General features: G+C 65.2%; 11 protein-coding genes and 2 pseudogenes. 11 read left to right on the top strand and 2 right to left on the bottom strand.

All coding sequences use genetic code 11. The annotated features are described in order from the left end of the window. Nucleotides 1-633: 633 nt before the first annotated feature. From AC6UUM_RS12775 to AC6UUM_RS12755, 5 genes and pseudogenes are all read left to right on the top strand, one after another. The gene (locus AC6UUM_RS12775; protein ID WP_500802655.1) at nt 634-10398 is read left to right on the top strand and encodes an MBG domain-containing protein; all 9765 of its coding nucleotides are present in this window, start codon (nt 634-636) and stop codon (nt 10396-10398) included. A gap of 88 nt (nt 10399-10486) precedes the next feature. After that, the gene (locus tag AC6UUM_RS12770; RefSeq protein WP_500802654.1) at nt 10487-12184 is read left to right on the top strand and encodes a ShlB/FhaC/HecB family hemolysin secretion/activation protein; all 1698 of its coding nucleotides are present in this window, start codon (nt 10487-10489) and stop codon (nt 12182-12184) included. 173 nt (nt 12185-12357) lie between these two features. Next, nucleotides 12358-13452 (top strand): annotated as a pseudogene (locus tag AC6UUM_RS12765) (choice-of-anchor tandem repeat GloVer-containing protein); the annotation flags it as partial. A 36-nt stretch (nt 13453-13488) separates the two neighbouring features. Next, nucleotides 13489-13593 (top strand): annotated as a pseudogene (locus AC6UUM_RS12760) (PEPxxWA-CTERM sorting domain-containing protein); the annotation flags it as partial. Nucleotides 13594-13647: 54 nt separating this feature from the next. Further along, nucleotides 13648-14442 (top strand): carbohydrate-binding family 9-like protein, encoded by a 795-nt coding sequence (locus tag AC6UUM_RS12755; protein WP_500802653.1) that lies wholly within the window; start codon nt 13648-13650, stop codon nt 14440-14442. On the opposite strand, the gene AC6UUM_RS12750 is transcribed toward AC6UUM_RS12755, so the two are convergent. Together AC6UUM_RS12750 and AC6UUM_RS12745 are read right to left on the bottom strand one after the other, a co-directional pair. After that, nucleotides 14439-16370 carry a beta-galactosidase gene (locus AC6UUM_RS12750; protein ID WP_500802652.1) on the bottom strand — a complete coding sequence of 644 codons (1932 nt, stop codon included), beginning with the start codon at nt 16368-16370 and terminating at the stop codon, nt 14439-14441. The two genes, AC6UUM_RS12755 and AC6UUM_RS12750, sit on opposite strands and share 4 nt — an antisense overlap. Further along, entirely contained in the window at nt 16370-18481 is a 2112-nt protein-coding gene (locus tag AC6UUM_RS12745) for an alpha-galactosidase (protein ID WP_500802651.1), read from the bottom strand. The genes AC6UUM_RS12750 and AC6UUM_RS12745 overlap by 1 nt, the downstream gene beginning before the upstream one ends. An 82-nt stretch (nt 18482-18563) precedes the next feature. Between AC6UUM_RS12745 and AC6UUM_RS12740 the strand changes: the two genes are divergently transcribed. The 6 genes from AC6UUM_RS12740 (at nt 18564) to AC6UUM_RS12715 (ending at nt 26664) form a co-directional block, all read left to right on the top strand. Next, nucleotides 18564-20030, top strand: coding sequence for a sodium:solute symporter family transporter (locus AC6UUM_RS12740; protein ID WP_500802650.1), 1467 nt, complete (start codon nt 18564-18566; stop codon nt 20028-20030). Continuing rightward, the gene (locus AC6UUM_RS12735) at nt 20027-21037 is read left to right on the top strand and encodes a UDP-glucose--hexose-1-phosphate uridylyltransferase (RefSeq protein ID WP_500802649.1); all 1011 of its coding nucleotides are present in this window, start codon (nt 20027-20029) and stop codon (nt 21035-21037) included. The genes AC6UUM_RS12740 and AC6UUM_RS12735 overlap by 4 nt, the downstream gene beginning before the upstream one ends. After that, complete coding sequence (galK, locus tag AC6UUM_RS12730; RefSeq protein ID WP_500802648.1) at nt 21034-22185, top strand: galactokinase; 1152 nt, start codon at nt 21034-21036, stop codon at nt 22183-22185. The genes AC6UUM_RS12735 and galK overlap by 4 nt, the downstream gene beginning before the upstream one ends. A 150-nt stretch (nt 22186-22335) precedes the next feature. Further along, complete coding sequence (locus tag AC6UUM_RS12725) at nt 22336-23376, top strand: sugar phosphate isomerase/epimerase family protein (RefSeq protein ID WP_500802647.1); 1041 nt, start codon at nt 22336-22338, stop codon at nt 23374-23376. 202 nt (nt 23377-23578) lie between these two features. Beyond that, complete coding sequence (locus AC6UUM_RS12720) at nt 23579-24343, top strand: ThuA domain-containing protein (RefSeq protein ID WP_500802646.1); 765 nt, start codon at nt 23579-23581, stop codon at nt 24341-24343. A gap of 29 nt (nt 24344-24372) precedes the next feature. Then, nucleotides 24373-26664, top strand: a complete 2292-nt coding sequence (locus AC6UUM_RS12715; RefSeq protein ID WP_500802645.1) for an outer membrane protein assembly factor BamB family protein — start codon at nt 24373-24375, stop codon at nt 26662-26664. Nucleotides 26665-26709: the final 45 nt, after the last annotated feature.

Raw genomic sequence — 26709 nt, 5'->3', positions numbered from 1 at the left:
GGCAGCCAAGAAGATGGTTGCCGACAAGGAATATGACGGCGGATTTTACAGAAACGGGTTCCGCATTTTGCTCGCAGACGGCGGCATTGCGCCCCGCATCCCGTCCAGGTCAAACCGCAAACCGCTCACGACCCGTTGCTCTACAGCCAGCGCCACAAAATCGAAATCATGTTCGCCTGCAGCACAGACTGGAGACGCATCCATACACTACGACCGATGCGCACACGCCTGTTTCTCAGCCATCTGCATCTCAGCAACGGTCATCTTCTGGCTCGGTCAATTTGGCGCGGCTCAGTCTCCCGGCACTGGGGCGACTGGTTCGGGGCCACCGGTTCGTCGGGCCCATAGGGGAAAACCCACCCGACGCGGACGCAACCAGCCAATTTGTTAGCAAACAGACACTTGATGTGGAGGCTTAACTTATTCTAAACGGGTGACTGTAGGGACGTCCGCATTCGGTACGACGAAAGTGGGGGCCATGTTGTGGCCACCAGAGATTACAAAGGCTTGATGATGCACATGCGGGCGATTCTGTTGACAGCCACCATGTTGCATGGAGCCGCTGCCGCCCTCGCTCAAGAAGCGTTGCCACCCACGCTTGCGGCCAGGGCGTTGCCGGGCGGAGCGGATGTGGTGCACGGAACCGTGACGATTGACCGGTCAAACCCCGGCAGTCTGCATGTCATCCAGTCCAGCGATCACGCCATTGTCAATTGGCAAAGCTTTGATATCGGTGCAAATAATCAAGTGGCTGTCGTGCAGCCGGGCGCCAATGCCGCAGCCTTGTTCCGCGTCACCGGCAATATGGACAGCCAGATCGCCGGCACGCTGACCGCCAATGGCCAGTTGTTCCTGATCAACCCCAACGGAATCGCCATCACCAAGGGCGGCAGGGTTGATGCCGGCAGCTTCGTTGCCTCCACGCTGGACATTGCCGATGCCGATTTCCTGAGCGGCACCTTCCAGTTCCGACGCAATGGCCAGGCGCGCGGCGTGGCCAATGCCGGCACCATCACGGCCGGATCCGCCGTGGCGCTGCTGGGCAGCAATGTCGTGAATGAAGGCGTGGTTTCGGCCCGGCTTGGCCGCATCGGTTATGCCGCTGGCGATGCCGTCACCATCAATTTCAGCGGCGACAATTTCCTGTCGGTCGCCGTCCCGGCCAGTGAAGCCGACAACATCACCGATGCCTTTGGCCGGCCCCTGTCGGCGCTGGTGCAGGCCGGTGGCAGCACCAGTGCCGAAGGCGGGCGCATTTATCTGGCCGCCGCCACCGCCCGCCAGCTGATGCTGGGTGCCGTGAAGGTGAGCGGCGAACTGGTGGCCACCACGATCAGCCAGGGGCCCGGCGGCACGGTTTCGCTCGGCAGCGTGACGATCGACGGCGGCCAGGGCCTGGTGCAGTTGGAGGGCGTCATCAATGCCAGCGGAGCCGCCGGCACCGGCGGCAATGTCGGCATCACGGGCGGCGCGGTTGGCGTCAGCGGAGTCATCAGCGTTGGCGGCGACACCGGCGGCACGGTGACCATCGCTGCCGACAAGGCCTTGTCGCTGGCGGGCACGGTGGATGCGCGCGGCGTGCGTGGCAATGGCGGCAGCGTTTTCTATCGGTCGGGCGGCGATGTTCTGGAAAATGTCGCCGGGTTGACCGATGTTTCGGGCGGCATCAACGGCGGTTCGGTCTCCGTGCAGGCCGCCGGCGACCTGATGTCCAGTGGCACCTATCTGGCCAATGGTCTGTTGGGGCAGGGCGGCCACATCGATGTGACCGGGGCTTCGGTGCGCCTGCTGTCCACCCAGTTGGCGGCGCGCGGCTTGCAACAGGGCGGGCTGATCCGCATTGGCGGCGGCTTCATGGGCGGCGCGGCAGACCGTACAACCCAGGCTGATCATGCGTTGTTTGAAGGCCGGTTTGGCGACCTGCCGGGCCTGGCCAATGCCAGTGAGACCTTTGTCAACGATGGCGTGGTGATCGATGTGTCGTCCGCGCGCGGCTTTGGCGGCAGCGCGATCATCTGGTCTGACCAGCAGACCACCATGCTGGGCAATGTGCGCGCCACCGGCTTGCGCGGCGGCGGCGCGGCGGAAATTTCCGGCAAGGAGGAGCTGCGCTACGTCGATCTCGCCAATATCGATACCGGCATGGGCGGTCGGGTGCTGCTCGACCCCAGCTTCATCACAATTGGTGACGCCGTGTCGGTGTCGTCCTGGTCCTACACCTTGCTGCTGGGCCGGGGCAGTCCCATTTCCAGCATCCCTTCACTGGACCTGACCAGCAGTGTGGCCGCCAATACGACCTTCGGCAAGGGCGTCGCGCTGAATGCGGCGGGCGATCGGCTGGTGGTGAGTGCGCAAGCCGATGCAGGCTTTGCCGGGAATGTCGCCCAATCGGGCAGTGTGCGCCTGTTCACCTTTACCAGCAGCAACTTCACCGGCGGAGCGCTGGCCGGCATCATCGGTCGTGGCTATACCGGCACCGGCAATCTGGATCTGGGATCGGCACTGGAATCTGGCGACTTTCTCGGCAATTCGCTGGCGCTGAACGCCGCTGGCGATCGGTTGGTGGTGGGCGCCAACGGCGATGACGGTTTGAACAATGGTTTCTCCAACTCCGGATCGGTGCGGCTGTTCACGTTCAGCAACACCAGCTTTGGCAGCCCCACGCTGGCCGGCATTGTCGGCCGCGGCTACACCGGCGGCAATAATGTCGATGTGGGCTCGGGGTTGGAAGTCGATGATGCATTTGGCGTTTCTCTCGCGCTGAATGCTGCCGGTGATCGCATGGCCGTCGGTTCATTTGGCGATGACGGCGCCGGCAATCTGTACAGCAGTTCCGGTGCGGTGCGGCTGTTCACCTTCACCAACACCAGCTTTGGCGGCGGCGCACAGGCCGGCATCATCGGCCGTGGCTACACCGGTGGCAACAATATTGATCTTGGCACCGGCCTGGAAGCCGGTGATCTCCTGGGCATTGGCCTGGCCATGAATGCCGCCGGTGATCGGCTCGCCGTGGGTGCCTTTGCAGACGATGGTTTTGGTGCCAGCGGCAACCTGGATTGGGGATCGGTGCGGCTGATCACCTTCACCAACACCAGCTTTGGCGGTGGCGCGGTGGTTGGCACCATCGGCCGTGGCTATACCGGGGCTGGCGATATCAACGTGGTCTCGACCCAGTCTGCGGGCGAACTCATGGGCTATGGCATTGCGTTGAACGCGGCTGGCGATCAGCTGGCGATTGGGGCCTTCAACAACCTCGGCTTCGTACCGAGCGCCACGGCCTACGGGGCGATTCGCTTTTACAGCTTCTCCAACACCAGTTTTGGTGGCGGCACGCTGATCGGCACCATGGGCCGGGGTTACACTGGTGCCGGCAATTTCGACACCACTGCGCTTGGCACCACGCTGCAAATTGGCTCTGCCTTGTCGTACAGCGCTGATGCCAGTTCGCTCGTGATCGGTTCCAACACCGGGTATGTGCTGGCCGTGCGGCAGCCGGCATCGGGGGCGTCACCCGGCAACCTCAGCTTTGCCACCAATCCCGGCGGCACCAGCAATATTTCCGTGACCGGGCTGGCAGCGGCGCTGTCCACCGGCCAGTCGATCAGCCTGGAAGCATCGAACGACATCACGCTGCAAAAGGCGCTCACCGTCAACAACGCCAGCGGCGATGGTGGCGCGCTTTCCTTGCGGGCGGGCCGGTCAATCCTGCTGAATGCGTCCATCACCACCGACAACGGCAATCTGACGCTGATTGCCAACAGCGGCGGCAATGATGCGACCACGGTCAACGCCAACAAGCAGGTCGGTGCGGCCAGCATCACCATGGCCAGCGGCACCAGCATCAATGCCGGCACGGGCGCGGTTTCCGCCACCCTCGCCAATGGCACTGGCCTGACCCTCAAGACCAGCGGCAATGTCACGCTGAACAGCATCACCGCTGGCAGCATCGCGATCAGCAATGCCGGCCCCTCCAGCGGCAGCAATGTCGTGTTGAACAGCGGTGCCGTGCTGACCGCATCCGGCACCGGCCGGGCGATCGAAATCGCGGCGGAAACCGGCAACTTCACCAACAACGCCGGCAGCAGCGCTCTGGTGCTGACCGGCGGCGGCACTTATGCGGTGCTGTCAGAAACGCCCGATAACACGCTGGAAGGCGTGACCGGCTATCTGAAGCGCTATGGCGTGGCCACTGCGTCTGCCTTCAGCGCCCTGGCACCCGGCGGCAGCTTCTTTGCCTATCGCGTCCAGCCCAGCCTTTCGGTGTTCATCAGCAACGCCAGCCGCATGTACGGGGCCAGCAACCCGACGTTCAGCTACAGCCTGGCCGGCTTCATCGATGGTGACACCGCGGCCACGTCGGTCACCGGGGCGCCAACCCTCACTTCGACCGCCACCGGCACCAGCAATGTGGGCAATTATGCCATCACCGGCAGCCTGGGCAGCCTGTCGGCTGCGCAGGGCTATACGTTCAGCTTCTTTGATGCCTCGCTGAACGTCTTTGCGCGTTCCATCACGGTCACCGCCAATGCCCTCAGCCGGATTTATGGCAATGCCAACCCGGCGCTGACCTTCACCGTGGGTGGCCAGGGCCTGGTGAATGGCGACACGCTTTCTGGCGTTCTGGCCACCACGGCAACCACCGCCAGCAATGTCGGCAGCTATGCCATCACGCAGGGCACAGTGGCGGCCAGCAGCAATTACAGCCTGACCAGTTTCGCCGGCGCCAATCTGTCCGTCACCGCCCGGCCGTTGACCGTTACGGCCAATGCGCTCAGCCGGGTGTATGGCGATGCCAACCCGACGTTCACCTACACGGTCGGCGGCTCTGGGCTGGTGAATGGCGACCTGCTGAGCGGCGTGCTGGCCACCACCGCCAGCGCCACCAGCGGTGTGGGCAGCGTGGCCATCACCCAGGGCACGCTGGCGGCGAGCAGCAATTACAACCTGGGCTTCACGGGAGCCAATCTCAGCATCACCGCGCGGCCGTTGACCATCACCGCCAACGCGCAAAGCCGGGTCTATGGCAACGCAAACCCGGCGCTGACCTACGGCATCTCCGGGCTGGTCAATGGCGATGCGTTGACCGGCGGGCTGGCCACCACGGCCGCCGCCGCCAGCGGCGTCGGCAGCTATGCCATCACGCAAGGGTCGCTGGTTGCCAGCAATAACTATGCGCTCAGCTATGTCGGCGCCAACCTGGCCATCACCGCCCGGCCCCTGACGGTCTCGGCTGATGCGCTGAGCCGGATCTATGGCAATGCCAACCCGGCGTTGACCTTCACCGCCAATGGTCTCGTCAATGGCGACACCCTGTCCGGCGGCCTCGCCACCACGGCGGGCGCCTCCAGCGGCGTTGGCAGCTATGCCATCACGCAAGGCACGTTGGCGGCCAGCAGCAATTACACCCTGGGTTTCACGGGCGCCAACCTCAGCATCACGGCCCGGCCCCTGACGATCACCGCCGATGCGGCGAGCCGGATTTACGGCAATGCCAACCCGGCGTTCACCTACACTGTGGGCGGCCAGGGGCTGGTGAATGGCGACGTGCTCAGCGGCGCGCTCGCCACAACCGCCACGACGGCCAGCAACGTCGGCAGCTATGCCATCACCTTGGGCAGTCTGGGCAACAGCAATTACACCATCCAGACCTATACCGGTGCCAATCTTGGCGTCACCGCGCGGTCGCTGACCATTTCTGCCGACGCCCAAAGCCGGGTCTATGGTGAAGCCAACCCCACCCTGACCTACAGCGTGGGCGGCATGGGGCTGGTGAATGGCGATACGCTGTCCGGCGCGCTGGCCGTGGGCACCGGCCCGACCGGCCCTGTTGCTTCCTACAACATCGTGCGTGGCACCCTGGGCAACAGCAATTACAGCATCGACACCTATAATGGCGCGCTGTTGACCGTGACCAAACGGCCCATCAGCATCACCGCCACCAGCTTGACCCGCAGCTATGGCGACGCCAATCCGGCCTTGACCTACACGGTCGGCGGCATGGGCCTGGCCTATAGCGACACATTGTTTGGCGGCCTGGCCACAACGGCCGGCGCCACCAGCAGTGTCGGCGGCTATGCCATCACGCAAGGCACGCTCGCGGCCACCACCAACTATTCAGTCACCGGCTTCACCGCCGGCACGCTGACCGTCGATCCGCGCATTCTCACCATCAACGCCAATGCCCAAAGCCGGGTCTATGGCAACGCCAATCCGGCGTTGACCTACACGGTCGGCGGCCAGGGGCTGGTCAATGGCGACACGCTGAGCGGTGCCCTGGCCACCACGGCCACGACGACCAGCAATGTCGGCGCCTATGGCATCACCCAGGGCACGCTGGTCGCCAGCAGCAATTACGCCTTGGGTTTCACCGGCGCCAACCTGACTGTTACCGCCCGGCCCCTGAGCATTGCCGCCGATGCGCAGAGCCGGATCTATGGCAATGCCAATCCGGCGCTGACCTTCACTGTCGGCGGCCAGGGGCTGGTGAATGGCGACGCGTTGAGCGGTGGCCTAGCCACCACGGCCGGCGCCACCAGCGGCGTCGGCAATTATGCGATCACGCAAGGCGCGCTGGCCGCCAGCAGCAATTATGCCGTCAGTTACACCGGCGCCAACCTGTCCGTCACCGCCCGGCCCCTGACCATCACTGTCGCTGAACAGGCACGGGTTTATGGCAATGCCAACCCGCCGAACAGCTATGCCGTGGGTGGCCTGGGCCTGGTGAATGGCGATGTGCTGAGCGGCAGCCTGGCCAGTACGGCGGTCGCAACCACCGGCGTGGGCAACGTCCCCATCACGCAAGGCACGCTGAGTGCCGGCAACAATTATGCGATCAGCTACATCGGTGCCAATCTGATCATCATGGCGCGGCCATTGACGGTGAATGCCTTTGCGCAAAGCCGGATTTACGGGGCCAGCAACCCGGCCTTGACCTATGAAGCCTTCGGGCTGGTCAATGGCGACAATCTGGCTGGCGGGCTGGCGACCACGGCCACCGTCAGCAGCAACGTCGGCGCCTATGCCATCACGCAAGGCACGCTGGCGGCCAGCAGCAATTATGCGATCAACTTCACCGGCGCCAACCTGACTGTCACGGCGCGGCCGTTGACCATCTCTGCCAGCAACTTGAACCGTGTCTATGGCAATGCCAACCCGGCGCTGACCTATACCATCGGCGGCCAGGGTTTGGTGAATGGCGACACGCTGAGCGGCGGCTTGGCGACCACCGCCACCATCACCAGCAATGTTGGTGGCTATGGCATCACGCTGGGCACGCTGTCGGCCGGCAGCAACTATTTCGTGCAGCTCTTCAACGGCGGGGTCTTGAACGTCACTGCGCGGCCATTGACCATCACGGCCAATGCGCTGAGCCGGACTTATGGTGAGGCCAACCCGGACTTGACCTATGGCATCGGTGGCCAAGGGCTGGTCAATGGCGACACGCTCAGCGGCGCGCTGGCCACGACAGCCGCGGCTACCAGCAATGTTGGCAGCTATGGCATCACGATCGGGTCACTGGCGGCCGGCAGCAACTATGCCGTCACCTACAACGCCGCCAATCTGACGGTCACCGCCCGTCCGCTGATCCTCACGGCCAACGCGCAGACCCGCCTTTATGGCGATGCCAACCCGGCCCTGACTTACACGCTTGGCGGCATGGGGCTGGCGAATGGCGATGTGCTGACCCCGTTCCTGGGCACCGTCGGCGTCGCTGCCAATGTCGGCAGTTTCCCCATCGTGCTGGGCAATGTGGGCAACAACAATTATGCCGTCACCTATATCGGCGCCAACCTGACCGTCACGCCGCGGCCCATCACCGTCGCCGCCAATGCGCAAAGCCGCGTCTATGGCAGTGCCAATCCGGCTTTGACGTACGCCGTCGGCGGCCAGGGCCTGGCCAATGGCGACAGCCTGAGTGGCAGCCTGGCCACCAGCGCCGGCCTGACCAGCAATGTAGGAACTTACGGCATCGCGATAGGGTCACTGGCCGCCAGCGGCAATTATCTGCTGCAGGGCTTCACGCCTGCCGATCTTGTCGTCACCGCCCGGCCGATCAGCATCACGGCCAATGCGCTCAGTCGCTTCTATGGCAATGCCAACCCGACGCTCGCCTACGTGGTCGGCGGCCTGGGCCTGGCCAATGGCGACACACTCAGCGGCGCGCTGGCCACAACCCCCGGCTTGACCAGCAATGTCGGTGCCTATGCCATCACGCAGGGCACGCTGGCCGCCAACAGCAATTATGCGGTGCAAGGCTTCACCGGCGCCAATCTGACCGTGGCGCCCCGGCCGCTGACCATCACCGCCGATGCCAAGACCAAGGTCTATGGCGATGCAACCCCGGCGCTCACCTACACGATTGGCGGCTTGGGCCTGGTCAATGGCGACACCTTGTCCGGCGCCCTGCCGACCTCGCAGAGCGTGGCGGGCCTATATGCCTATGTAGGCTCCTATGCGATCACGCAGGGCACGCTGGCCGCCAGCGGCAACTATGCCGTTACCTTCAACCCGGGCAATCTGGTCATCACCCCCCGGCCGCTGACCGTGACTGCGAATGCCATCTCCGCGGTTTATGGGCAGGGCGCCCCTTCGACATTTGGTTATACGCTGTCAGCCGGAACGCTGGTTCAGGGCGACCCATTGACCGGGTCGCTGGCTTCACCAGTGACCGCCACCACAAATGTGGGCTCTTACAACATAAGTCTGGGAACCCTGCGGGCTCAGAATCACCCCAACAACTACGCCATCACGCTGGTTACCGCCGCCCACACCGTCACCCAGCGCGGCCTGACGATCACGGCCCTTGGCGACAACAACCGCACCTATGGCACGCAGGCCGCGCTGGTTTACACCCTCAGCGGCCAGGGCCTGATCAACGGCGATACGTTGAGCGGTGCCTTGACCACATCGCAAGGCCGGCCCATCCATCTGACGGATGTGGGCAATTGGCGCGTCACCCGCGGTAGCCTGACGGCCGGCAGCAATTACGCCATCAACTTCATCGACGCTGCCCTTACCATCACAAAGCGGCCTCTCACCATCACGGCGAATTCGTTCAACATGGTTTACGGCGATGCCGTGCCGGGATTGACCTATGTTCTGTCTGGCGCCGGCCTGGTCAATGGCGACACGCTGACCGGTGCGCTGGCCACCAATGCCAGGTCGACCAGCAATGTTGGCACATATTTTGTCACCAAGGGCACGTTGACCGCCGGCAACAATTACGCGATCACCGATGCAGCAGGCACGATCACCATCACGAAACGCCCGTTGACGATCACCGCCTTGAATGCCGACCGATATTATGGCGATGGTAACCCGACCCTGTCCTATCAGGTGGGCGGGCGCGGCCTGGTGAATGGCGATGTGCTGACCGGCAGCCTGACATCGGGCACCACGGTCAGAAGCAATGCCGGCCGCTATGCGATCACCCAAGGCTCGCTGACGGCGACCAACAATTACTTGCTGAGTTACAACGGTGCCTTCCTGGATGTTGTGCGGCGGCCGATCGTGATCACCCCCACCACGGTGGAGCGGACCTATGGGGATTACGTACCCGACTTTGTTTTTGAATTCGGCGTACAACGTCGCAGCCTGCCCTTCACCGTGAGCGGCATCACCCAAGGCTTCACCACGTTGACCGGCCTGGTCAATGGTGACTCGCTGGTCGGTTCGCTGGGCACCAACGCCACCCAGTATAGCGAAGTCGGCCAATATTCGATCACCCTGGGCAGTCTGGCCGACAACAATCCCAACTATCGCCTGCTTCTGGACAACGCCTATGTGCTGGTCAGGCCCGCGGTGGTGCGGGTCATTCCGCAAGCGCAACAGCAGAAAACCTATGGCCAGGCCGATCCCAATTTCCTTTTTTCCGTCTTTACGACGAGATCCAATGAATTGCTCCCGGGTCTGAAGAACAGCGACACGATCGCCAACACCATCACCGGGCTGCTCAGCCGTGATGCCGGCAACGATGTGGCGTCCTACTTTATCCGGCAGGGCACGCTGTCCGCCGGGCCGAATTATACCATCCAGTTTGAACCTGTCCGGTTCACGATCAATGCCGCCCGCCTGACCATTTCAGCCCCCACGCTGACATCCGTTGCTGGCTTCGCCTTGCCGACGATCAACCTCAGCTACCAGGGTCTTGTGGCGCCTCGCCCGGGGCTGGCGGTTGACACGGTTGCCTCCGCCTTTTCCGTGTTGCCGCAGGCATTCACTGCGGCCAGGTCAAGTACGCCGGGCAATTACCGGATCGATATCCTCCCCGGCTTCGCGCGCAACTATATCGTCAGTAGCTCGCCGGGCCTGATGCTCGTCCTTCCACCGCCGCCGCCGCCCGCTTCCTGCTGCATTCCCAGGGTGACCTATACGCCCGGCATCCAGCAGAGACGATAAGCCGGCATGCGCCACAACCGGTGCCATCATGAGCGTCGCAAGGGCGGGTGCCGGTTCGGCGCCCGCCGGTGAAATTGCGCGGGCCAGCATGTTGAAATATCTTGCAGTGGCCCTGGCCGGGCTGGCCGCGCCGGCGGCCGCGCAGGTCAGCATCCCCAACCCCAGCCAATTGCCGCCCGGCCAGCAGCTGGAACGCCAATCGCCAGCGGCCACCATCCAGCTGCCCGCCACGGTCGGCCTGGAGATCCCCGAAGGCGCCGCAGCGATTTCGGTGAAGCTGGCCGCGGTGACGCTGCGGGGTGATCTGGCCGGCTTGCCCGCCGTGCCGGACGACCTGCTGCCCGTCGCCGGCAGGCAGGTCACGCTGGACGAAGTCTATCGCGCCGCCTTGCGGGTGCAGCAGCATTTTCTGGACGCCGGCTTCCCGCTGGTCCGGGTGTTCGTGCCGGTGCAGAATCTCAACCCTGACGCTGCCGACATCGGCATTTCGGTGGTGGCCGGCTATATCGCCCGCATCGACGCCACGGCCCTGCCGGCGCGCGCGCGCACCAGGGTGACGCATGTGCTGCTCGCGCTGGTGAATCGCCGCAACGCCACCACGACACAGATCGAACGCGCCATCCTGCTTGCCGGCGACACGCCGGGCTTGACCTTGTCCAGCGCGCTGGCGCCCGGCAACACCACTGGCGAAACCGTGTTGATCCTTTCGGGCGATTACCGCCCGTTCGACCTGATGATCGCTGGCGACAACCGGCTGGCTGCGGAATTCGGGCGCAATCAGATCACCGGCTCGCTGGCGTTCAACAATCTGTTGGGGCAGGGCGAACGCATTGGTCTGACTGCCGCCACCGCCGGGGCCGATCTGTCTTTCGGCCCGGCGGCGCTGCGGCGCTATGCCGGCCTGTCCATCGATCTGCCGATCGGCACGCATGGCCTGGCTGCCGGCATGGACACGGTGCTCAGTTCCTCGCGGCTGGGCGGCGCCCTGGCGCAGCTGCAACTGGAAAGCCAGTTCATCCGGGTGGCCGGTCGCCTGGCCTATCCCTTGGTGCGCAACCGGCAAACCAGCCTGCTTGGCCGCCTGCAGTTCGATGCCAACGCCGACAAGTTCCTGTCGCTGCTGCTGGGCTTTCCGGTGCCGTTGTCGCGCGATGAAACCCGGGTGCTGCGCGCTGGCCTGAACGGCAATCAGCGCATCGGGCGCAGCATCGGTGCGGCGTTCGACGTGGAATATTCCCACGGTCTGGCCGGGCTGGGTGCCCGCCGCGCGCAAGACGTTGGTGTCGATGAACCCCTGTCGCGCGCCGGCGCCGATGCGGTGTTCAACAAGCTGGTTGCCGATGTGCGGGCCGAAGCCGGCCTGTTCCGCCGGCCGGTGCTCCTGCGACTGACGGTGCGCGGGCAAAGCAGCTTTGGCACCGCGCTGGTGCGATCCGAACAATTTGCCGGGGTCAGCAACGATCTGGTCTCTGGGCCGCCGAGCGGCACCATGGTTGTCGATCAGGGCGTCGCCGGGCGGACGGAAATGGTGCTGCGGGCGTTGGAGGGCCGCTTTGGGCTGGAGCCTTATCTGCATGCGGCCGGCGCCTTCGGCTGGTTGCAGCAGGCTACGGCCCTGGAATTGCCCTACACTCGCCTGTTCGGAGCCGGCGCCGGCGTCAGGGCGACGGTGCCGCTGGCCAGTCGGCTGCGATTGAGCCTGCAGGCAGAATATAGCCAGACCAGCGGCAACAACCCGACCCTGAACGGCCAGTGGTTCTCGCTGCAAGCGTCCGCGCGCTTCTGATGGCTGCGGGTGGCGCAAGGCCCCGGCGGCAGGCCCACAAACCTGCCGAATTTGCGTTGATTGCGGCACGGGCGCGTGGCTGGCAACGTGCGATGTTCGTTAACCGTGGCGACGGGTTGACAGGGGTTGCGGGGCTGGCCAGTGAAGCGTCTCTTGATGGTTAAGGAGTAGTTATGCGCAGGGTCGGGCTTGGAATTGCAGTGGCCGCGACGCTGGCGCTGGGCACGCCGGCGACGGCCGCGGGGATCGACGTGCTGCACAGCTTCAACGGGGCTGATGGCAGCACGCCGTCCTATGGCAGTCTGGCCGTTGATGCGTCCGGCACGCTGTTCGGCATGACGACCTATGGCGGCAGCAATGGCCTGGGCACGGTGTTCAGCTTTGGCAACACCGGTTTCTCCAGCCTGCACAGCTTTGAGACCAGCGATGGCGCCTATCCCTTTGGCAGCGTGATCCTCGGCGCATCGCAAACCCTCTATGGCATGTCGTCCTTTGGCGGCACCGACCTTGTTGGTACGATTTTCAGCCGGACCCAAAGCGGCACCGTCACCACACTGCACAATTTTGATTATCTGGGCGGCGGCTTTCCCTTTGGCGGCCTGACGGCCGATGCCGCGGGCACGCTCTATGGCGTGACGGCTTTCGGCGGCAACTCCACGGCCGGTACGATCTTCAGCCTGACCAGCGGTGGCAGCTTCACATCGCTGTACAATTTCGATCTTCCCGAAGGCCTGATACCCTATGGCAATCTGACGATTGATGCGGCCGGCACGCTATACGGCACGACGACGGCCGGTGGCACATTTACGACCGGCACGATCTTCAGCCTGACCAGCAGCGGCACCTTCACCACCCTGCATCATTTTGATGGCGTGGGCGGGGCCGGCCCACTTGGCGGCCTGACGGCCAATGCCGCCGGCACGCTGTTTGGCATGACCGCTGGCGGCGGTGCCAATAATGCCGGTACGATCTTCAGCCTGGCCAGCGATGGCAGCTTCACCACCTTGCACAGCTTTGATGGCGCCGATGGCAGCTTTCCCTATGGGGATCTGCTGGTCGATTCTGCCGGCTCGCTTTACGGGATCACCTCGGCGGGCGGCGCCATGGATGCCGGCACCATCTTCAAGCTGACCAAAAATGGCAATTTTGTCACTCTGCACAGCTTCGATGGCCTGGATGGCGCCAAACCGCTCGGCGGGCTGACGGTTGACGGCCAGGCTCGGCTGTTCGGCACCACGTCCGAAGGCGGCGCGAACAATCTGGGCACGGTGTTCCGTGTGCTGGGCGCCAATTATCGCCTGACGGGTTCGGCCGTGCCGGAACCGGCCAGCTGGGCGATGCTGATCGCCGGCTTTGGCCTGGTGGGCGTCAGCGCCCGGCGCCGCAAGGCCAGGCTGATCCCGGCTTGAAGCCATCAGCGCGGCGCTGCTGGCGCTGGGCCTTGAGCGAGGGAGGCTGGATTGGTGGACTGTATTGCACGGCGGATATCAGCCGATCTGGTTGTTGATGGCGATCTCGGCAAGCCGGCTTGGGCTGCGGCGGCGTGGAGCGACAGCTTTGTCGACATGGCAACCGGCGCGCCGGGCCTGTTCGAAACGCGCACGGCAATATTGTGGAACGAGAAAAATCTCTACATCGCCTTCAAGGTTGAAGAACCCTTCGTCGAAGCCCAGCTGACGGAGCGGGACAGCATCATTTTCACCGAGAATGATCTGGAATTGTTCATTGATGGCGGCGATTGCTATTACGAACTGGAAGTCAACGCCGCCAATACCGTTTATGAAGTGTTCTTCATCTGGCGTGATGCGTTCACGCGCGGCGGCCGGTTCGATACGCCGCAATTCGATCTGTTCGATGCAAACACCTACAGCTTCGGCGGCGATTATGATCGCAGCGGGCCGACCTTTTGGCGCGGCACCCACCCACGCGGCGTCCGCTGGGCGTTCACCGGCTTTGACATGCCGGGCCTGCAAACCGCTGTGCAGGTGCAGGGCACATTGAATGACAACAGCGATCGCGATTCCGGCTGGACCCTGGAGATCGCCATCCCCTGGGCCAGCCTGGCGCTGCTCGCCGATGGCCGCCAGGTGCCGCCGGCCGATGGCGACATCTGGCGCATGTTCCTGGGGCGCTTCCAGAAACTGCTGCTCAGCGGCGGCGAAGTGATGCCGCATCCGGCTTGGGCGCTGAACAGCCATGGGGTGTATGACACGCACCAACCGGAAAAATGGAGCCGGGTCCGCTTTGATGCGGCCTAAGCCGGCACCCGCCACGCAGCGACGCCGGCCGGGGGCAGCAGGTGGGTGCCGATGATCAGCGACGGCGCTGCAAAGCCGCTGATGTCGGCCGGTTCGCGGCCATAGTTGAAGGCAAAGCCGATATCGCCAGCGCGGCGCAGCCGCACGCCTTGTGGCAGCGTAACCGTCGCCAATCCGGCCTCCGCTGCCATCGCGGTCAGCACACGGTCAAGCAGCCCATCGTCGGGCCATCCCGCCAAATAACGCAGCGGCCCGTCGCGATAGACGATGCCGCGGCCATCGTTCAGGGCGATTTCGGGTGTCAGCTGGCTTTCGACATGTTCGAACCAGCGCGCCACGGCAAAGCCGTCGCCTGATTCCACCAGGCCCTCGCGCAGCGATTCAACGCGGGGGATGATGATCGGCAGGGCGGTGCGCAGCGGGCCGGGTGGCAGGCCTTCGGGGATCTGGAACGTAGCCGTGCGACTGCCGCTGCGCGGACCGAACAGCACCGGCACATTGAGGCCGGCCAGCCGCGCCACCAGAGCATCGTCCAGCATCGGCAGCGACGGCACGATCACCATCGCATAGCCATCAAGCCCGGCATCTGCGGACACGATATCGACATCAAGGCCCAACTGCCGCAGCGCCGCATAACAGCGGAACACCAGCTCCATGTAGCGGAAGCTGCGCCCCTGCGGCTGGGCTTCGAACAGCCAGGCCGCTTCATAGGAAAACAGCAGCGCCACCAATCGGGCTGGCGGCCCCAGCTCGCCGAGCGCGGCGAGATCGGCCGCTGCGGCGCGTGCCTCGTGGGCGCCGACATCCTCGATGCTGTCGGGTCGCAACAGGCCGGCGTGGTGCGCCTCCTGCCCGAACGGCGCCTGGCGCCAGCGGAAATAGCTGACCAACTCGGCGCCATGCGCGGCGGCCTCCAGCGTCCACAGCCGCACCATGCCATCGAGCGGCGCCGGATTGTGCGCGGCCCAGTTCACCGGGCCTGGCTGTTGTTCCATCACCCACCAGCGGCCGCCCGCGCAACCGCGATAAAGATCATGGTGGAAGGCGGCGATATCGGGGTGGCCCTGGCGGGCATAGGCCAATTTCTCGTCGGCGTTGAACCAGAATTGATCGAGGAATCCGATCGGATAGCTGTCCCAGGTGGCGACATCGAGATCGCGGCTGAGATCATGGTGATCGAACTGGGTGAAGAAGCCCATGAAATTGTGGACAATGTCGCGCCCCGGCGATCCGGCCCGAAGAATTTCCACCTGGGCACGGTTGAAGCTGGCGACTTCGTCTGATGCAAAGCGCCGATAATCGAGCACATGCGCCGGGTTGGGCTCGGTCACGGTCAGGTTCGGCGGATCGATGGCGTCGAAGCTCGAATATTCCATGCTCCAGAACACATTGCCCCATGCCGCATTCAGCGTGGCGATATCGCCGTGGCGCGCCGCCAGCCAGCGCCGAAACCCGCGCGCTGCTGCGGCCGAATGGCTGACGACGGAATCGTGGCAGCCATATTCATTGTCGGTCTGCCAGGCGACGATGCCGGGGTGATGGCCATAACGATCCACCAGCGCGGTCACGATGCGCGCACATTCGGCGCGATAGCCGGGGTGGGAGAAACAATAATGCCGCCGTGATCCGAACCGGCGCTCACGCCCCTCGGCATCGATGGCCAGCATGTCGGGCATGGTATCGACCAGCCATTTCGGCGGGGTGGCGGTGGGCGTGCCCAAGATGATGCCCAGGCCCGCGGCGTGCAGCGTGTCGATGGCGCGATCGAGCCAGTCCCAGTCATAGCGGCCTGCCTCCGGCTCGATCCGGCTCCAGGCAAATTCGCCGATGCGCACGCGGCTCAGCCCCAGCGCCGCCATGCGGCGCGCATCCTCGGCCCACCAGTCTTCCGGCCAGTGTTCGGGATAATAGCAGCAACCCAGACGCATCAGCGGTGATCCTGTCGTTCAAAGGCGATCAGATGTGCGGTGGCCGGGCGGGACAACGGCAGCACCAGGCCGGCATCGGCCAGCATCCGCCCGCTCATGGCCAGCCCTGCCGCGCCATCGGCGAGCGGAAACGCGATGTCGTAAATGGCCTCAGGCGCCAGCCCCGGAAACCGCACGGGCCGCGCATTGTAGTCACCGGACAATTCGGTGCACGCCACCAGCGCCAGGGCATGAGCACCGTCGGCCACCATGGTGCCGAACAGGCCCGGTTCGTCAAACGCCAACTCGCGCTGCACGCCGCTGTGCAGCAGGCCGCGATGGCGCTTGTAGCAGGCGATATGCGCCGCCAGCGTCTGGCGTTCCGCCTCCAGCATGGCGCCCGGATCAGCCTCCACCCCCATATGCCCGAACATCGCCACCTTGGCGCGAAAGTCCATCGGCAGCACGCGGCCGGTGATCGGGTTGGGGCAGGGGCCGACATGGTTGCCCAGCACTTCGGGCGGCAGGAACAGGCTCCACGCGCGGTTGATGCGCAACCGATCGATGGCGTCATTATTGTCGGATGGCCACACCCGGTGGCAGCGGCTGAGCATGGCGAAATCGATGCGCCCCCCGCCGCTGGCGCAGCTTTCGATTTCGACGTGCGGGTGCGCCAGCCGCAGCCGGTCGATCAGGGCATGCAGGGCCTGCGTCTGGGCGAAGCCAACGCCATCATTGGGGAACAATTCCCGATTATGGTCCCATTTCAGATAGGCGATGGCGTGGTCGCGCAGCAGCCGGTCGAGCACAGCGAACAGATAAGCGTTCACCTCTGGCCGGGCGAGATCGAGCACCAATTGATGGCGCTGCGTGGGCCGATCCATCCCCAGCCGGTGCAGGCACCAATCGGGATGGGCGCGATACAGATCACTGTCGGGGCTGATCATTTCCGGTTCGACCCACAGGCCGAAATCCATGCTCAAGCCGGCGACGGTCGCGATCAGCCGGCCCAGACCAGCGGGGAAACGCTCAGGATCAGGCACCCAATCGCCCAGGCTGGTGCAGTCGTCGCGGCGGCCGGCAAACCAGCCATCATCCACCACGAACCGCTCGATGCCGATGGCCTGGCCAGCGCGGGCCAGTTGCACCAGCCGGTCTTCATCCATGCCGAAGGCGACGGCCTCCCAACTGTTGAGATGCACGCGCCGCGCCGGCCAATTGGCTCGCGCTGGCAAGACCTCGCTGCGTAGTTGGGCATGAAAGGCCCGCCGCACCGCGTTCCGACCGACGAGGCCCAGCGCGATGACCGCATCGGGCGTGGCAAAGGCCTCACCCGGCGCCAACATGATCTCGCCGGGATCAAGCCGCGGCCCGATCTGCACGATGGTGCCGTCGGCATTGCGCTCGATCAGACTGTCATGATCGCCGCTCCACGCCAGATGCAGCGCCAGCCCAAGGCCATGATCGGCGCCGAAGCCGGCGTCATGCAGGATCAGCCAGTTGCCGCCATCAAAGCCCGGCCGCCCACCGCGTGAGGCGCCACCGCTGGTGCCATGCGGGATGGCCGACGTGGCCTCCTGCATTTCGGCGGCCCAGCGCCCGTGAAAGCGGGTGGCGTGGGTGGCCCAGGCCGGCAGCGGCAGGCACAGGCTGGCGATGCGGTCGATGGCCAAGGGGGGCGCGCCGGTGTTGGTGATCGTGCTGCGCGCGCGGATCACGTCGCCGCTGCTGATCTGCCAGTCGATGGCAATGCGCACCCCGGCGGCGGCATCGCTGAAAACGAGATGGAAACCGCGCGGGCCGAGCGTTGATCCCGCATCGGGCACCAGATCGAGAGGCAGAGCCGCATCGCCGCGCCGGGCGATCAATGCCGGCTGGCCCATATATCCGCGCCCCGATTGCGGCCACAGCGACGCCAGCGGCGCAAGCTCCGGCTGCGAAGCATGGCGCAGCGGCCGCAACGCGCGGGCGAGCGCGCCGAGATTCTCGGCCGCCGGTAGCGCCGCGCCGGCATGAAGCAGGGTGGGCACCGCGCCGCCCTGCCGATCGAAGACCAGGGTGATGGCATCCCCATCTATGCGAAAGGCCTCGCCATCCCAAATGCCTGTGTTGCTGGCGATATCGCGTTCCATCGTGCAATCCTTGCCGCAGCCCCGCTTGCGCGCAAGGTCTGACCGCCTATGCTCTGGGCAAAATCGGCGCGGGGAGAGCAGTTTGTCGGGCATCGCCATTGATACGGGCGTCCAGTTGGGCGTGGCCATCCTGTGGCTGGCGGCGATCGGCCTTGCCACCTGGCTGAAGGTGCGGCGTGCCGGCCATGATGGCAGCGAGAAGGACGTCTATCTGGCCGGTGGCGGCCTCGGCTGGGTGTTTGTTGCCGGCTCGATCACGCTCACCAACCTGTCCACCGATCAACTGGTCGGCATGAACGGCAACCAGATGCTGCTGCTCGCCTGGTGGGAGATTTCGGGGTTCTTCGGGCTGCTCATCCTGGCGCTGGTGTTTGTGCCCATCTATTATCGCAACGCCTGCACCACGGTGACGGAGCTGCTCGATCGCCGATACCAGGGCGATACGCGCACGTTGCGCACGCTGATTTCCGGGCTGTTCCTGTTCGGCAACATCCTGATCTATCTGCCGGCCGGCCTGTATAGCGGGGCGCTGTTCCTGCAATCGCTGTTCGGCGGCGGGGTGTCGCTGCTGGTGTTCGCCGGGATATTGGCGCTGATCAGCGCCGCCTACACCATCGTCGGCGGCCTGCGGGCCGTGGCGGTGATGGACACCTATTCGGGCTTCGGCGTGCTGGCCATTGCCGTGCTGGTGGTCGTGCTGGCGGTGGCGGCGGTCAATTTTGATCCGTTCGGCGGGGTGCCGCCAGACCGCACGACGATGATCGGCAGTGCCGCATCGCCGATTCCGTTCCACACCTTGTTCACCGGCATGGCGTTCATCCAGATCTTCTATTGGTCCACCAACCAGAACATCACCCAAAAGGCGATGACCGCGCCGACCGTGCGGGAAGCGCAGAAGGGCGTGCTGGCCGCCGCCGTGATCCGCATCCTGATCATTCCGGTCATCGTCACCGTGCCCGGCGTGGTCGCCTTCAAGCTGATGGGCAATGTCGGCGACCGGGCCTATGGCTTGCTGGTGGCGCAGGTGCTGCCGGCCTGGCTGTCGGGCAGCTTTGCCGCCATGATCGCCGCCGCGGTGATTGCCCACACCAGCGCCGTGCTGAACAGCACGGCGGCGCTGTATGCGGTGGATTTCCACAAGGGCTTTTTCGGCAAGACGCAAGACAATTGGCGGCTGAGCAGCATCACCACGATCATCGTCACCATCAGTTCGGTGGCGCTGGTGCCGATGTATCAGAATGCCCAGAGCATCATCAATCTATTGCAGCAATTGAACGGCTTGACGTCGATGCCGATCCTGTCGGCGTTCATTGTCGGCCTGATGTTTCGCGGCGTTGGCGCCAGTGCCGCGACAACTGGCGTGATCTGGGGCGTCGGCGTGTACGCGCTCTACAGCTTCTGGCTGCAGCCGGCCGGCATTGTGCCCTTGCACTATATCGATTTCATGCTGATCACGCTGGTCAGCTCCGTGCTGGTCGCGCTGGCCTTCAATCGTCTGGTGTTGGGCCGCCGTGCGCAGCTGATTTCGTGGCGGCGGGCGGTGTCATGAGCGTGCCGCACCCGCATCGCCGGCGCAATCCGCTTACCGGGCGCTGGGTGATGGTGTCGCCGCACCGGCTGGCACGGCCCTGGCAGGGGCAGCAGGATGCGCCGGCGCCAGCGGCCCCGGCCCATGATCCGGCCTGTTACCTGTGCCCCGGCAATGCCCGTGCCCAAGGTGCGCGCAATCCGGATTATGCCGGCACCTTCGTGTTCGACAATGATTTTGCCGCCGTGCTGCCCGATACGCCGCCGGCCAACAGCGACGATCCGCTGTTTGCCAGCGCCAGCGCCCGCGGCGTGGCGCGGGTGATCTGCTATTCCTCCGATCATGGCGCCACCATGGCGCAGCTGCCAGTGCCGGCGGTGCGGCGCATCGTCGATTGCTGGGCCGATGAAAGCGCCAGCTTGGGTGTGCAGTACCCGTCGGTGCAGATCTTCGAGAACAAGGGCGCGATGATGGGGTGTTCAAACCCGCACCCGCACGGCCAGATCTGGGCGACAGCGCATGTGCCCGACGAAGTGGCGACCGAGGCCGCCAACCAGCGCGAATATCATGCCCGGCATGGCAGGCCGATGCTGCTCGATCTGGCGGCGCGGGAAGCCGATGGCCCGCGCGTGGTGGCCAGCAATGCTGATTGGCTGGCCATCGTGCCGTGGTGGGCGAGTTGGCCGTTCGAGACGCTGTTGCTGCCGCGCTTTGCCGTGGCGCGCATGCCCGATCTCTTGCCCGGCCAGCGTGACAGCCTGGCCAATATATTGTGCCGGCTGACGGCGCGGTATGACAATCTGTTCGCCTGCCGCTTTCCCTATTCGATGGGCTGGCACGGCGCGCCGTTTGGCGATGCGGATAGCGCGCCCTGGCAATTGCACGCGCATTTCTATCCGCCGCTGCTGCGCTCGGCCAGCGTGCGCAAATTCATGGTCGGCTATGAGCTGCTGGCCGAAGCGCAGCGCGACCTGACCCCGGAAGCGGCCGCCGCGATGCTGCGCGCCGTGCCGGATGCCCTGACATGACCGATCCTGTCGCCCGCGCTGCCGCGGCCTTTCGCGCTGCCTTTGGTGAAGAGCCGGCGCGGATTGTTTACGCGCCGGGCCGGGTCAATCTGATCGGCGAGCATACCGATTACAACGATGGCCATGTGCTGCCCTGCGCCATCGATCGCGGCACGGCAGTAGCCATCGGCCCGGCGGTGGACGGCATGATGGCCGTGACCAGCGCCGATTATGACGAGACCGACCAGTTTGATGCCGGGGCGCCGTTCGTGCCGGCGCCGGGCTGGCGCAGCCATGTCCGCGCGCTGGCGGCGGTGTTCCGGGCGCGGGGCATTGAACGGGATGGGCCGCTGGCCGGCGCGCGGCTGGCCATCGCCGGGGACGTGCCGCAGGGCGCCGGCCTGTCTTCCTCGGCGTCGCTTGGCGTGGCCCTGGCGGCGGCGCTGGATGCCGGGCAGCAGCTCGACGCCACGGCCTATGCGCTGATCGCCCAGGCGGCGGAAAATGAGTTCGTCGGCGTGGCCTGTGGCAACATGGATCAGCTGATCGCCGCCCATGGCCAGGCCGGGGCGGCGCTGCTGATCGATTGCCGATCGCTCGCCACCAGGGCGGTGGCGCTGCCCGGCGAGATGGCGGTGCTGATTGTCCACTCCGGCATTTCGCGCGGGTTGGTGGAAAGCGAATATAACGAACGCCGCGCGGCCTGTGAGGCGGTTGCGGCCCGGCTTGGGGTGAAGGCGCTGCGTGATGCCGATCTGCCGGCGCTGGCCGCAGCGGCAGGGCTTGATGCGGTCGCCATCCGCCGCGCGCGGCACGTGATCACCGAAAATGCCCGCACATTGGCGATGGCCGATGCGGTGACGGCCGGCGATTGGTCAAAGATCGGCACGCTGATGGCGGCATCCCATGCATCCATGCGCGACGATTTCGAAATCACCCTGCCGGAAATCGACGCACTGGTGGCGCGGCTGGCGGCGGCGACCGGTGGCATCGGCGGCGCGCGGATGACGGGCGGTGGCTTTGGCGGCTGCGTGGTGGCGCTCACCCGCAGCGATCTGATCCCGGCCTTGCACCGGGCCGCGCTGGCGCATTTCGCCAGCGTCGGGCGCGCGCCTGGCTTGATCCATGCCTGCCGGCCGGCCGCTGGGCTGCGGGTCATGCCAGCCTGATTGCACACGACCCATTGCTTGCGCCGCCGCGCCGGCATAGCATGTACGGACGAGTTCGGACATAAGAGCAGCGGACAGCCTCGGCAACAGGGGCGCCGATGGACCGAACAGGGGGAGGCAAAGGCGTTGGACGGCTGGCAGGGTGGCAGCATGGAGCACACACGGCGCAGCGCGCTTGCGTTGCTGGCGGCGGGTGCGGCTGCGTTGCCGGCGCAGCGGGCGATGGCCGAACAACCAGCTGCGCCCCCCGCTGTACCCACGCTGGCGCTGGTGTCGCGGCATCTGCAATGGACGAGTGCCGATCACGGCCTCGATGTCGCCCAGCGCGCCGGTTTCCCGGCGATCATCTGGACAGTGCGTCGCGGCGCCCATGTCGAACCGGGGAACGTGCGCACCTTATTGCCGCGCATCATCAAGGCCACGCAGGCGGCCGGCCTCGCCACACCGATGGTCATCACCGGCATCGCCGATGCCCAGTCCGAAGGCATCGACGCGACCCTGGCCACGCTGCAAAGCCTGGGCATCCGGCTCTATCGCGCCGCGGCGCCGCGCTATGATTATGATGCGCCGTTCCAACCGCAATATGATCGGCTCCGCACCAAGCTGGAGCAGCTCGCCCGGCTGAACGAGACATATGGCACCACGGCCGCCTTCCACACCCATGCCTATGCCGACACCATCGGCGGCAGCGCCTGGGATTTGTGGCTGCTGATGCGGGGCATTGATCCGCGCTTCATCGGCATCAATTACGATATCGGCCATGTCATGGCCAAGGGCGGCGCCGGCTGGCGCGAAAGCATCCGCGCGCTGGGGCCCTATCTGCATTCGGTGTCGATCAAGGATTTCCGCTGGGAGAAGCAGAATCAGGTGCCCGCCGGGCAATGGCCGTGGCGCACGCGGCTGGTGCCGCCGGGCGAGGGCATGGTCAATTTCGGCGACTTCTTCCGCTATCTGCAATCCAGCGGCTTTGGCGGCCCGCTGGAGACCTATTATGAATATATGGCGCAGGTGCCGGGGGTCGCTGCCCCGTTCGACATGCTCGGCACGGATGTGGGAAAATGGCAGCTCGCCATCCCTGAAGCCGCCTTCATCGCGCTGTTGCAGCGCGATGTGCAATTCTACCGGCAAGCCTGGACGACGGCGCTGACCACGCCGGCACCGCCGCCCTTCTCGGTCAAGGCGCCCGACTGACATGCCGCGCCCGCCAGCCTCCGGAGACACGTCGATGTCCACACGCCGACTTGCCGTGATGATGGCGGCCCTGCTTGCCGCCGCCAGTGCCTATGCGCAGCCCGCCGCACCGCCTGCAGCCCCGCAGGGAGGGCCAGCCCCGCAGGGAGGGCCTGGCGGCCCTGGCGGCCTGTGCAACGCGCCCTGCGATCCCTATCCAAACATGAAGAAGCTGCTGATCGTCGCCGATGTGCAGACGGGTTTTCACCACGCCAGCCTCAATCACACCATGGCGGTGCTGGAACAATTGGGCCGCAAGGCCGGCGTCTATGTGACCTTCCTGCGCACCGACAGCCAGCTCATCACCAAGCAGCCGATCAAGGTGACCAGCGCCCGCTATGCGCGCGGCAACACCAATATCCGCAATCTCGATTATTTCGATGCCGTGATGATCCTGGGCAGCGGCGAAGGCACGATGACCGACGCGCAAAAGACCGATCTGCTCAGCTTCGTGCGCGATGATGGCAAGGGCCTGATCGTCGGCCACGCGCAGGGCATCAATTTCTACAACTGGCCGGAATGGGGCGTGATGATCGGCGGCGTCATGGCCAGCGAATATCCGGCCACAGGCATGTTCGCGCGGGTGAAGGATCCCACCTGGAAATCCGCTGCCGCCTTCGGGCGCAAAAGCTTCCTGTGGAAAGACCAGTGGCCGGTGCTCACCCCGGCGTTCAAGCGCGGTGATGTCCACACCATCATCGAGCTTGATCCGGCCAAACTGACCCCCGACCAGTTGAAGCGCGCGGGCCGAACCGACAATTATTTCCCGATCGTCTGGGCCAAATCCTACGGCAAGGGCCGGGTGTTCAACATGACCGGCGGCCACAACGACGCGCTGCTGGATGAGCCCAAGACCCAGGCCCTGTATCTCGAAGGCATCAAGTGGGCGCTCGGCCTGACCCCGCATGATGTGACGCCCGACCAATGATCCGCAACCAACAGCCCGATGGAACCGCCATGCAAAGCACCAACCGCACGAACAATTGGCTTGCCGCCGGCTTCCTCGGCACCGCCGGCCTGATGGCATTGGCCGCCACTGCGGCTTTTTCGCAAGATACCCCGGCCGCCATGCAGTTGCCGGCCGGGCCAGGCCGCGATCTGGTCGCCACCAACTGTGCGCAGTGCCACGCGCTCGGTCTCGCGCTCGGCAAGCGCCGCACGCCCGAGGAATGGGGCACGCAGTTGACCGCCATGGTCGCGCGCGGCGCCCAGTTGGACGCGGATCAGCTGAAACTGGCGCAGGCCTATCTGGCCACCCATTTTGCGGCCGCGCCAAGCGCCGGCGGTGCGGTCCAGGCCGCCGCGTCGCAGCCAGCTGGCCCGGCGAAATCCTATCCACGCCCCACTGGCCCCGCCCAATGGCCCGCCTATGGCGGCGGCAACGCCAACCGCAACTTCGCCGCCCTCACCCAGATCACGCCCAAGAATGTCGCCAAGCTGCAGCCGGCCTGGTCCTATCATTATGGCGCCGGTGTCGTGGCGCAGGGTGATCAGGGCCTCGATTATCGCTTCGAAGTGACGCCGCTGCTGATCGGCGGCATCATGTATTTCTCCACGCCCTCCTCGCCCGCGACGCCAAGCCTGAAGGCGTCGATTACCGCACTGCGCCCGGAAACCGGCGAGCTGATCTGGAAATATGAAAGCCCGGTCAACATCCATGGCCGCGGCGTCGCCTATTGGCCTGGCGACGACAAGACGGCGCCGCGCGTCATCTTTGCCACCGATGGCGGCTTGATCATGGCGGTGGACGTCACCACCGGCAGGCTGGCGCCCGATTTCGGCTGGGGCGGACAGATTGATGCCTATATCGGCGTGTCGTCGGAAGTGGTCGGCGAAACCCGCCGTTCCAGCTTCACCATTCCTAATCCGGTCACCGTCTGGCGCAACCTGTTCATCACCGGGTCGCGCCCCGGCGAGGACGGCCCGCCCGGCCCGCGCGGTGATATCCGCGCCTTCGATGCCCGCACCGGCCGCAAGGTCTGGGAATTCCACACAATTCCGCACCCCGGCGAAGAGGGCAATGATCAGTGGCCGGGCAACAGCTGGCGCGATGTAACCGGCGCCAATGTCTGGTCGACGATGAGCGTCGATGACGAGCGTGGCATCGTCTATGCCACCACCGGTGATGCCAATGTGGCCGCCGCCGTCGGCGGGTCGCAACCCTATGCCGCCTCCATCCTTGCGCTCGACGCCGCCACCGGCAAACGGCTGTGGAGCCACCAGTTGACCCACCAGGATGTGTGGGACTGGGATTCACCGACCCCAGTGGTGCTGATGGACCATGTCGAGAACGGCAAGACCGTCCCGGCCGTGCTGGTGACCGGCAAGCATGGCCTGGTGTTCCTGTTCGACCGCGTCACTGGCGCGCCGCTGAACGGCGTGGCCGAACGGCCGACCCCGCAGCTGGACAAGCCCGATCCGTCGATCTGGCCGACGCAGCCGTTCCCGGCCTGGCCGGAACCGGTGGCGCGCACGCAGATGACCCGCGACGAAATCCCCGATCTGGTGCCCGGCATGAAGGCCGCCTGCCAGGCGACCTGGGATCAGTACAAGGCGGTCAGTGGTCCGTTGTACACGCCGCGCCGCCATCCCGATCACGCTGTTGTCACCTATCCCAGCTCGGTCGGCGGGCCGAATTGGGGCGGCGGTGCCTATAATCCGGAAACCGGCCTCTATTACATCGCCGTGCAGAACCGGGTGACCTTTTCGCTGCCATCGAACGCGCCCCAGGGCATGGGCCATGCCAGCCCGCCGGTGCCGGGCACCGCCGCTGCGGCCGCCGCTGCTGCCGCACCGCCCCGCCCGCGCGGCCGCCCCGGTGGCCGCAACCAGCCGTTCACCTTCACCACGCCCGACAACATCACCCTGTCATGCGGTGCGCTGCCGTGGGGCGAAATGGTCGCGGTGGACATGAAGGCCAAGAAGATCGCCTGGCGCGTGCCGCTGGGTATCACCGAAGGCATCGGCCCCAAGGGCCTGACAACCGGCACCAGCAACATCGGCGCCACGCTGACCACCGCCACCGGCCTGGTGTTCGTTGGTGCCACCAACGATCGCCGCCTGCGCGCGCTGGACGGCAAAACGGGGCGCAAGCTGTGGGAAACCACGCTGGACGCCAGCGCTGCCGCCGCGCCGATCAGCTACATGGGCAGCGATGGCAAACAATATGTCGTGGTTGCCGCCGGCGGCGGGACATCGGTGGGCCAGAAGCAGATGGCGGACACGCTGATCGCCTTCAAACTGCCATGAGCGGCCATCACGGCCCCTATGGTCAAGCCAAATCATCTGTTCTAT

This window comes from Sandarakinorhabdus sp., from assembly GCF_987265915.1.
The sequence above is the reverse complement of the archived record's forward strand: the minus strand, read 5'-3'. Positions and strand labels throughout refer to the sequence as shown.

Bases quoted from the DNA above. Each gene is read 5' to 3' on its own strand.
- AC6UUM_RS12715 (WP_500802645.1), top strand. From the start codon at position 24,373: ATGCAAAGCACCAACCGCACGAACAATTGGCTTGCCGCCGGCTTCCTC.
- AC6UUM_RS12725 (WP_500802647.1), top strand. From the start codon at position 22,336: ATGGAGCACACACGGCGCAGCGCGCTTGCGTTGCTGGCGGCGGGTGCG.
- AC6UUM_RS12750 (WP_500802652.1), bottom strand. From the start codon at position 16,370: ATGCGTCTGGGTTGCTGCTATTATCCCGAACACTGGCCGGAAGACTGG.
- AC6UUM_RS12745 (WP_500802651.1), bottom strand. From the start codon at position 18,481: ATGGAACGCGATATCGCCAGCAACACAGGCATTTGGGATGGCGAGGCC.
- galK (WP_500802648.1), top strand. From the start codon at position 21,034: ATGACCGATCCTGTCGCCCGCGCTGCCGCGGCCTTTCGCGCTGCCTTT.
- AC6UUM_RS12720 (WP_500802646.1), top strand. From the start codon at position 23,579: ATGAAGAAGCTGCTGATCGTCGCCGATGTGCAGACGGGTTTTCACCAC.
- AC6UUM_RS12735 (WP_500802649.1), top strand. From the start codon at position 20,027: ATGAGCGTGCCGCACCCGCATCGCCGGCGCAATCCGCTTACCGGGCGC.
- AC6UUM_RS12770 (WP_500802654.1), top strand. From the start codon at position 10,487: ATGTTGAAATATCTTGCAGTGGCCCTGGCCGGGCTGGCCGCGCCGGCG.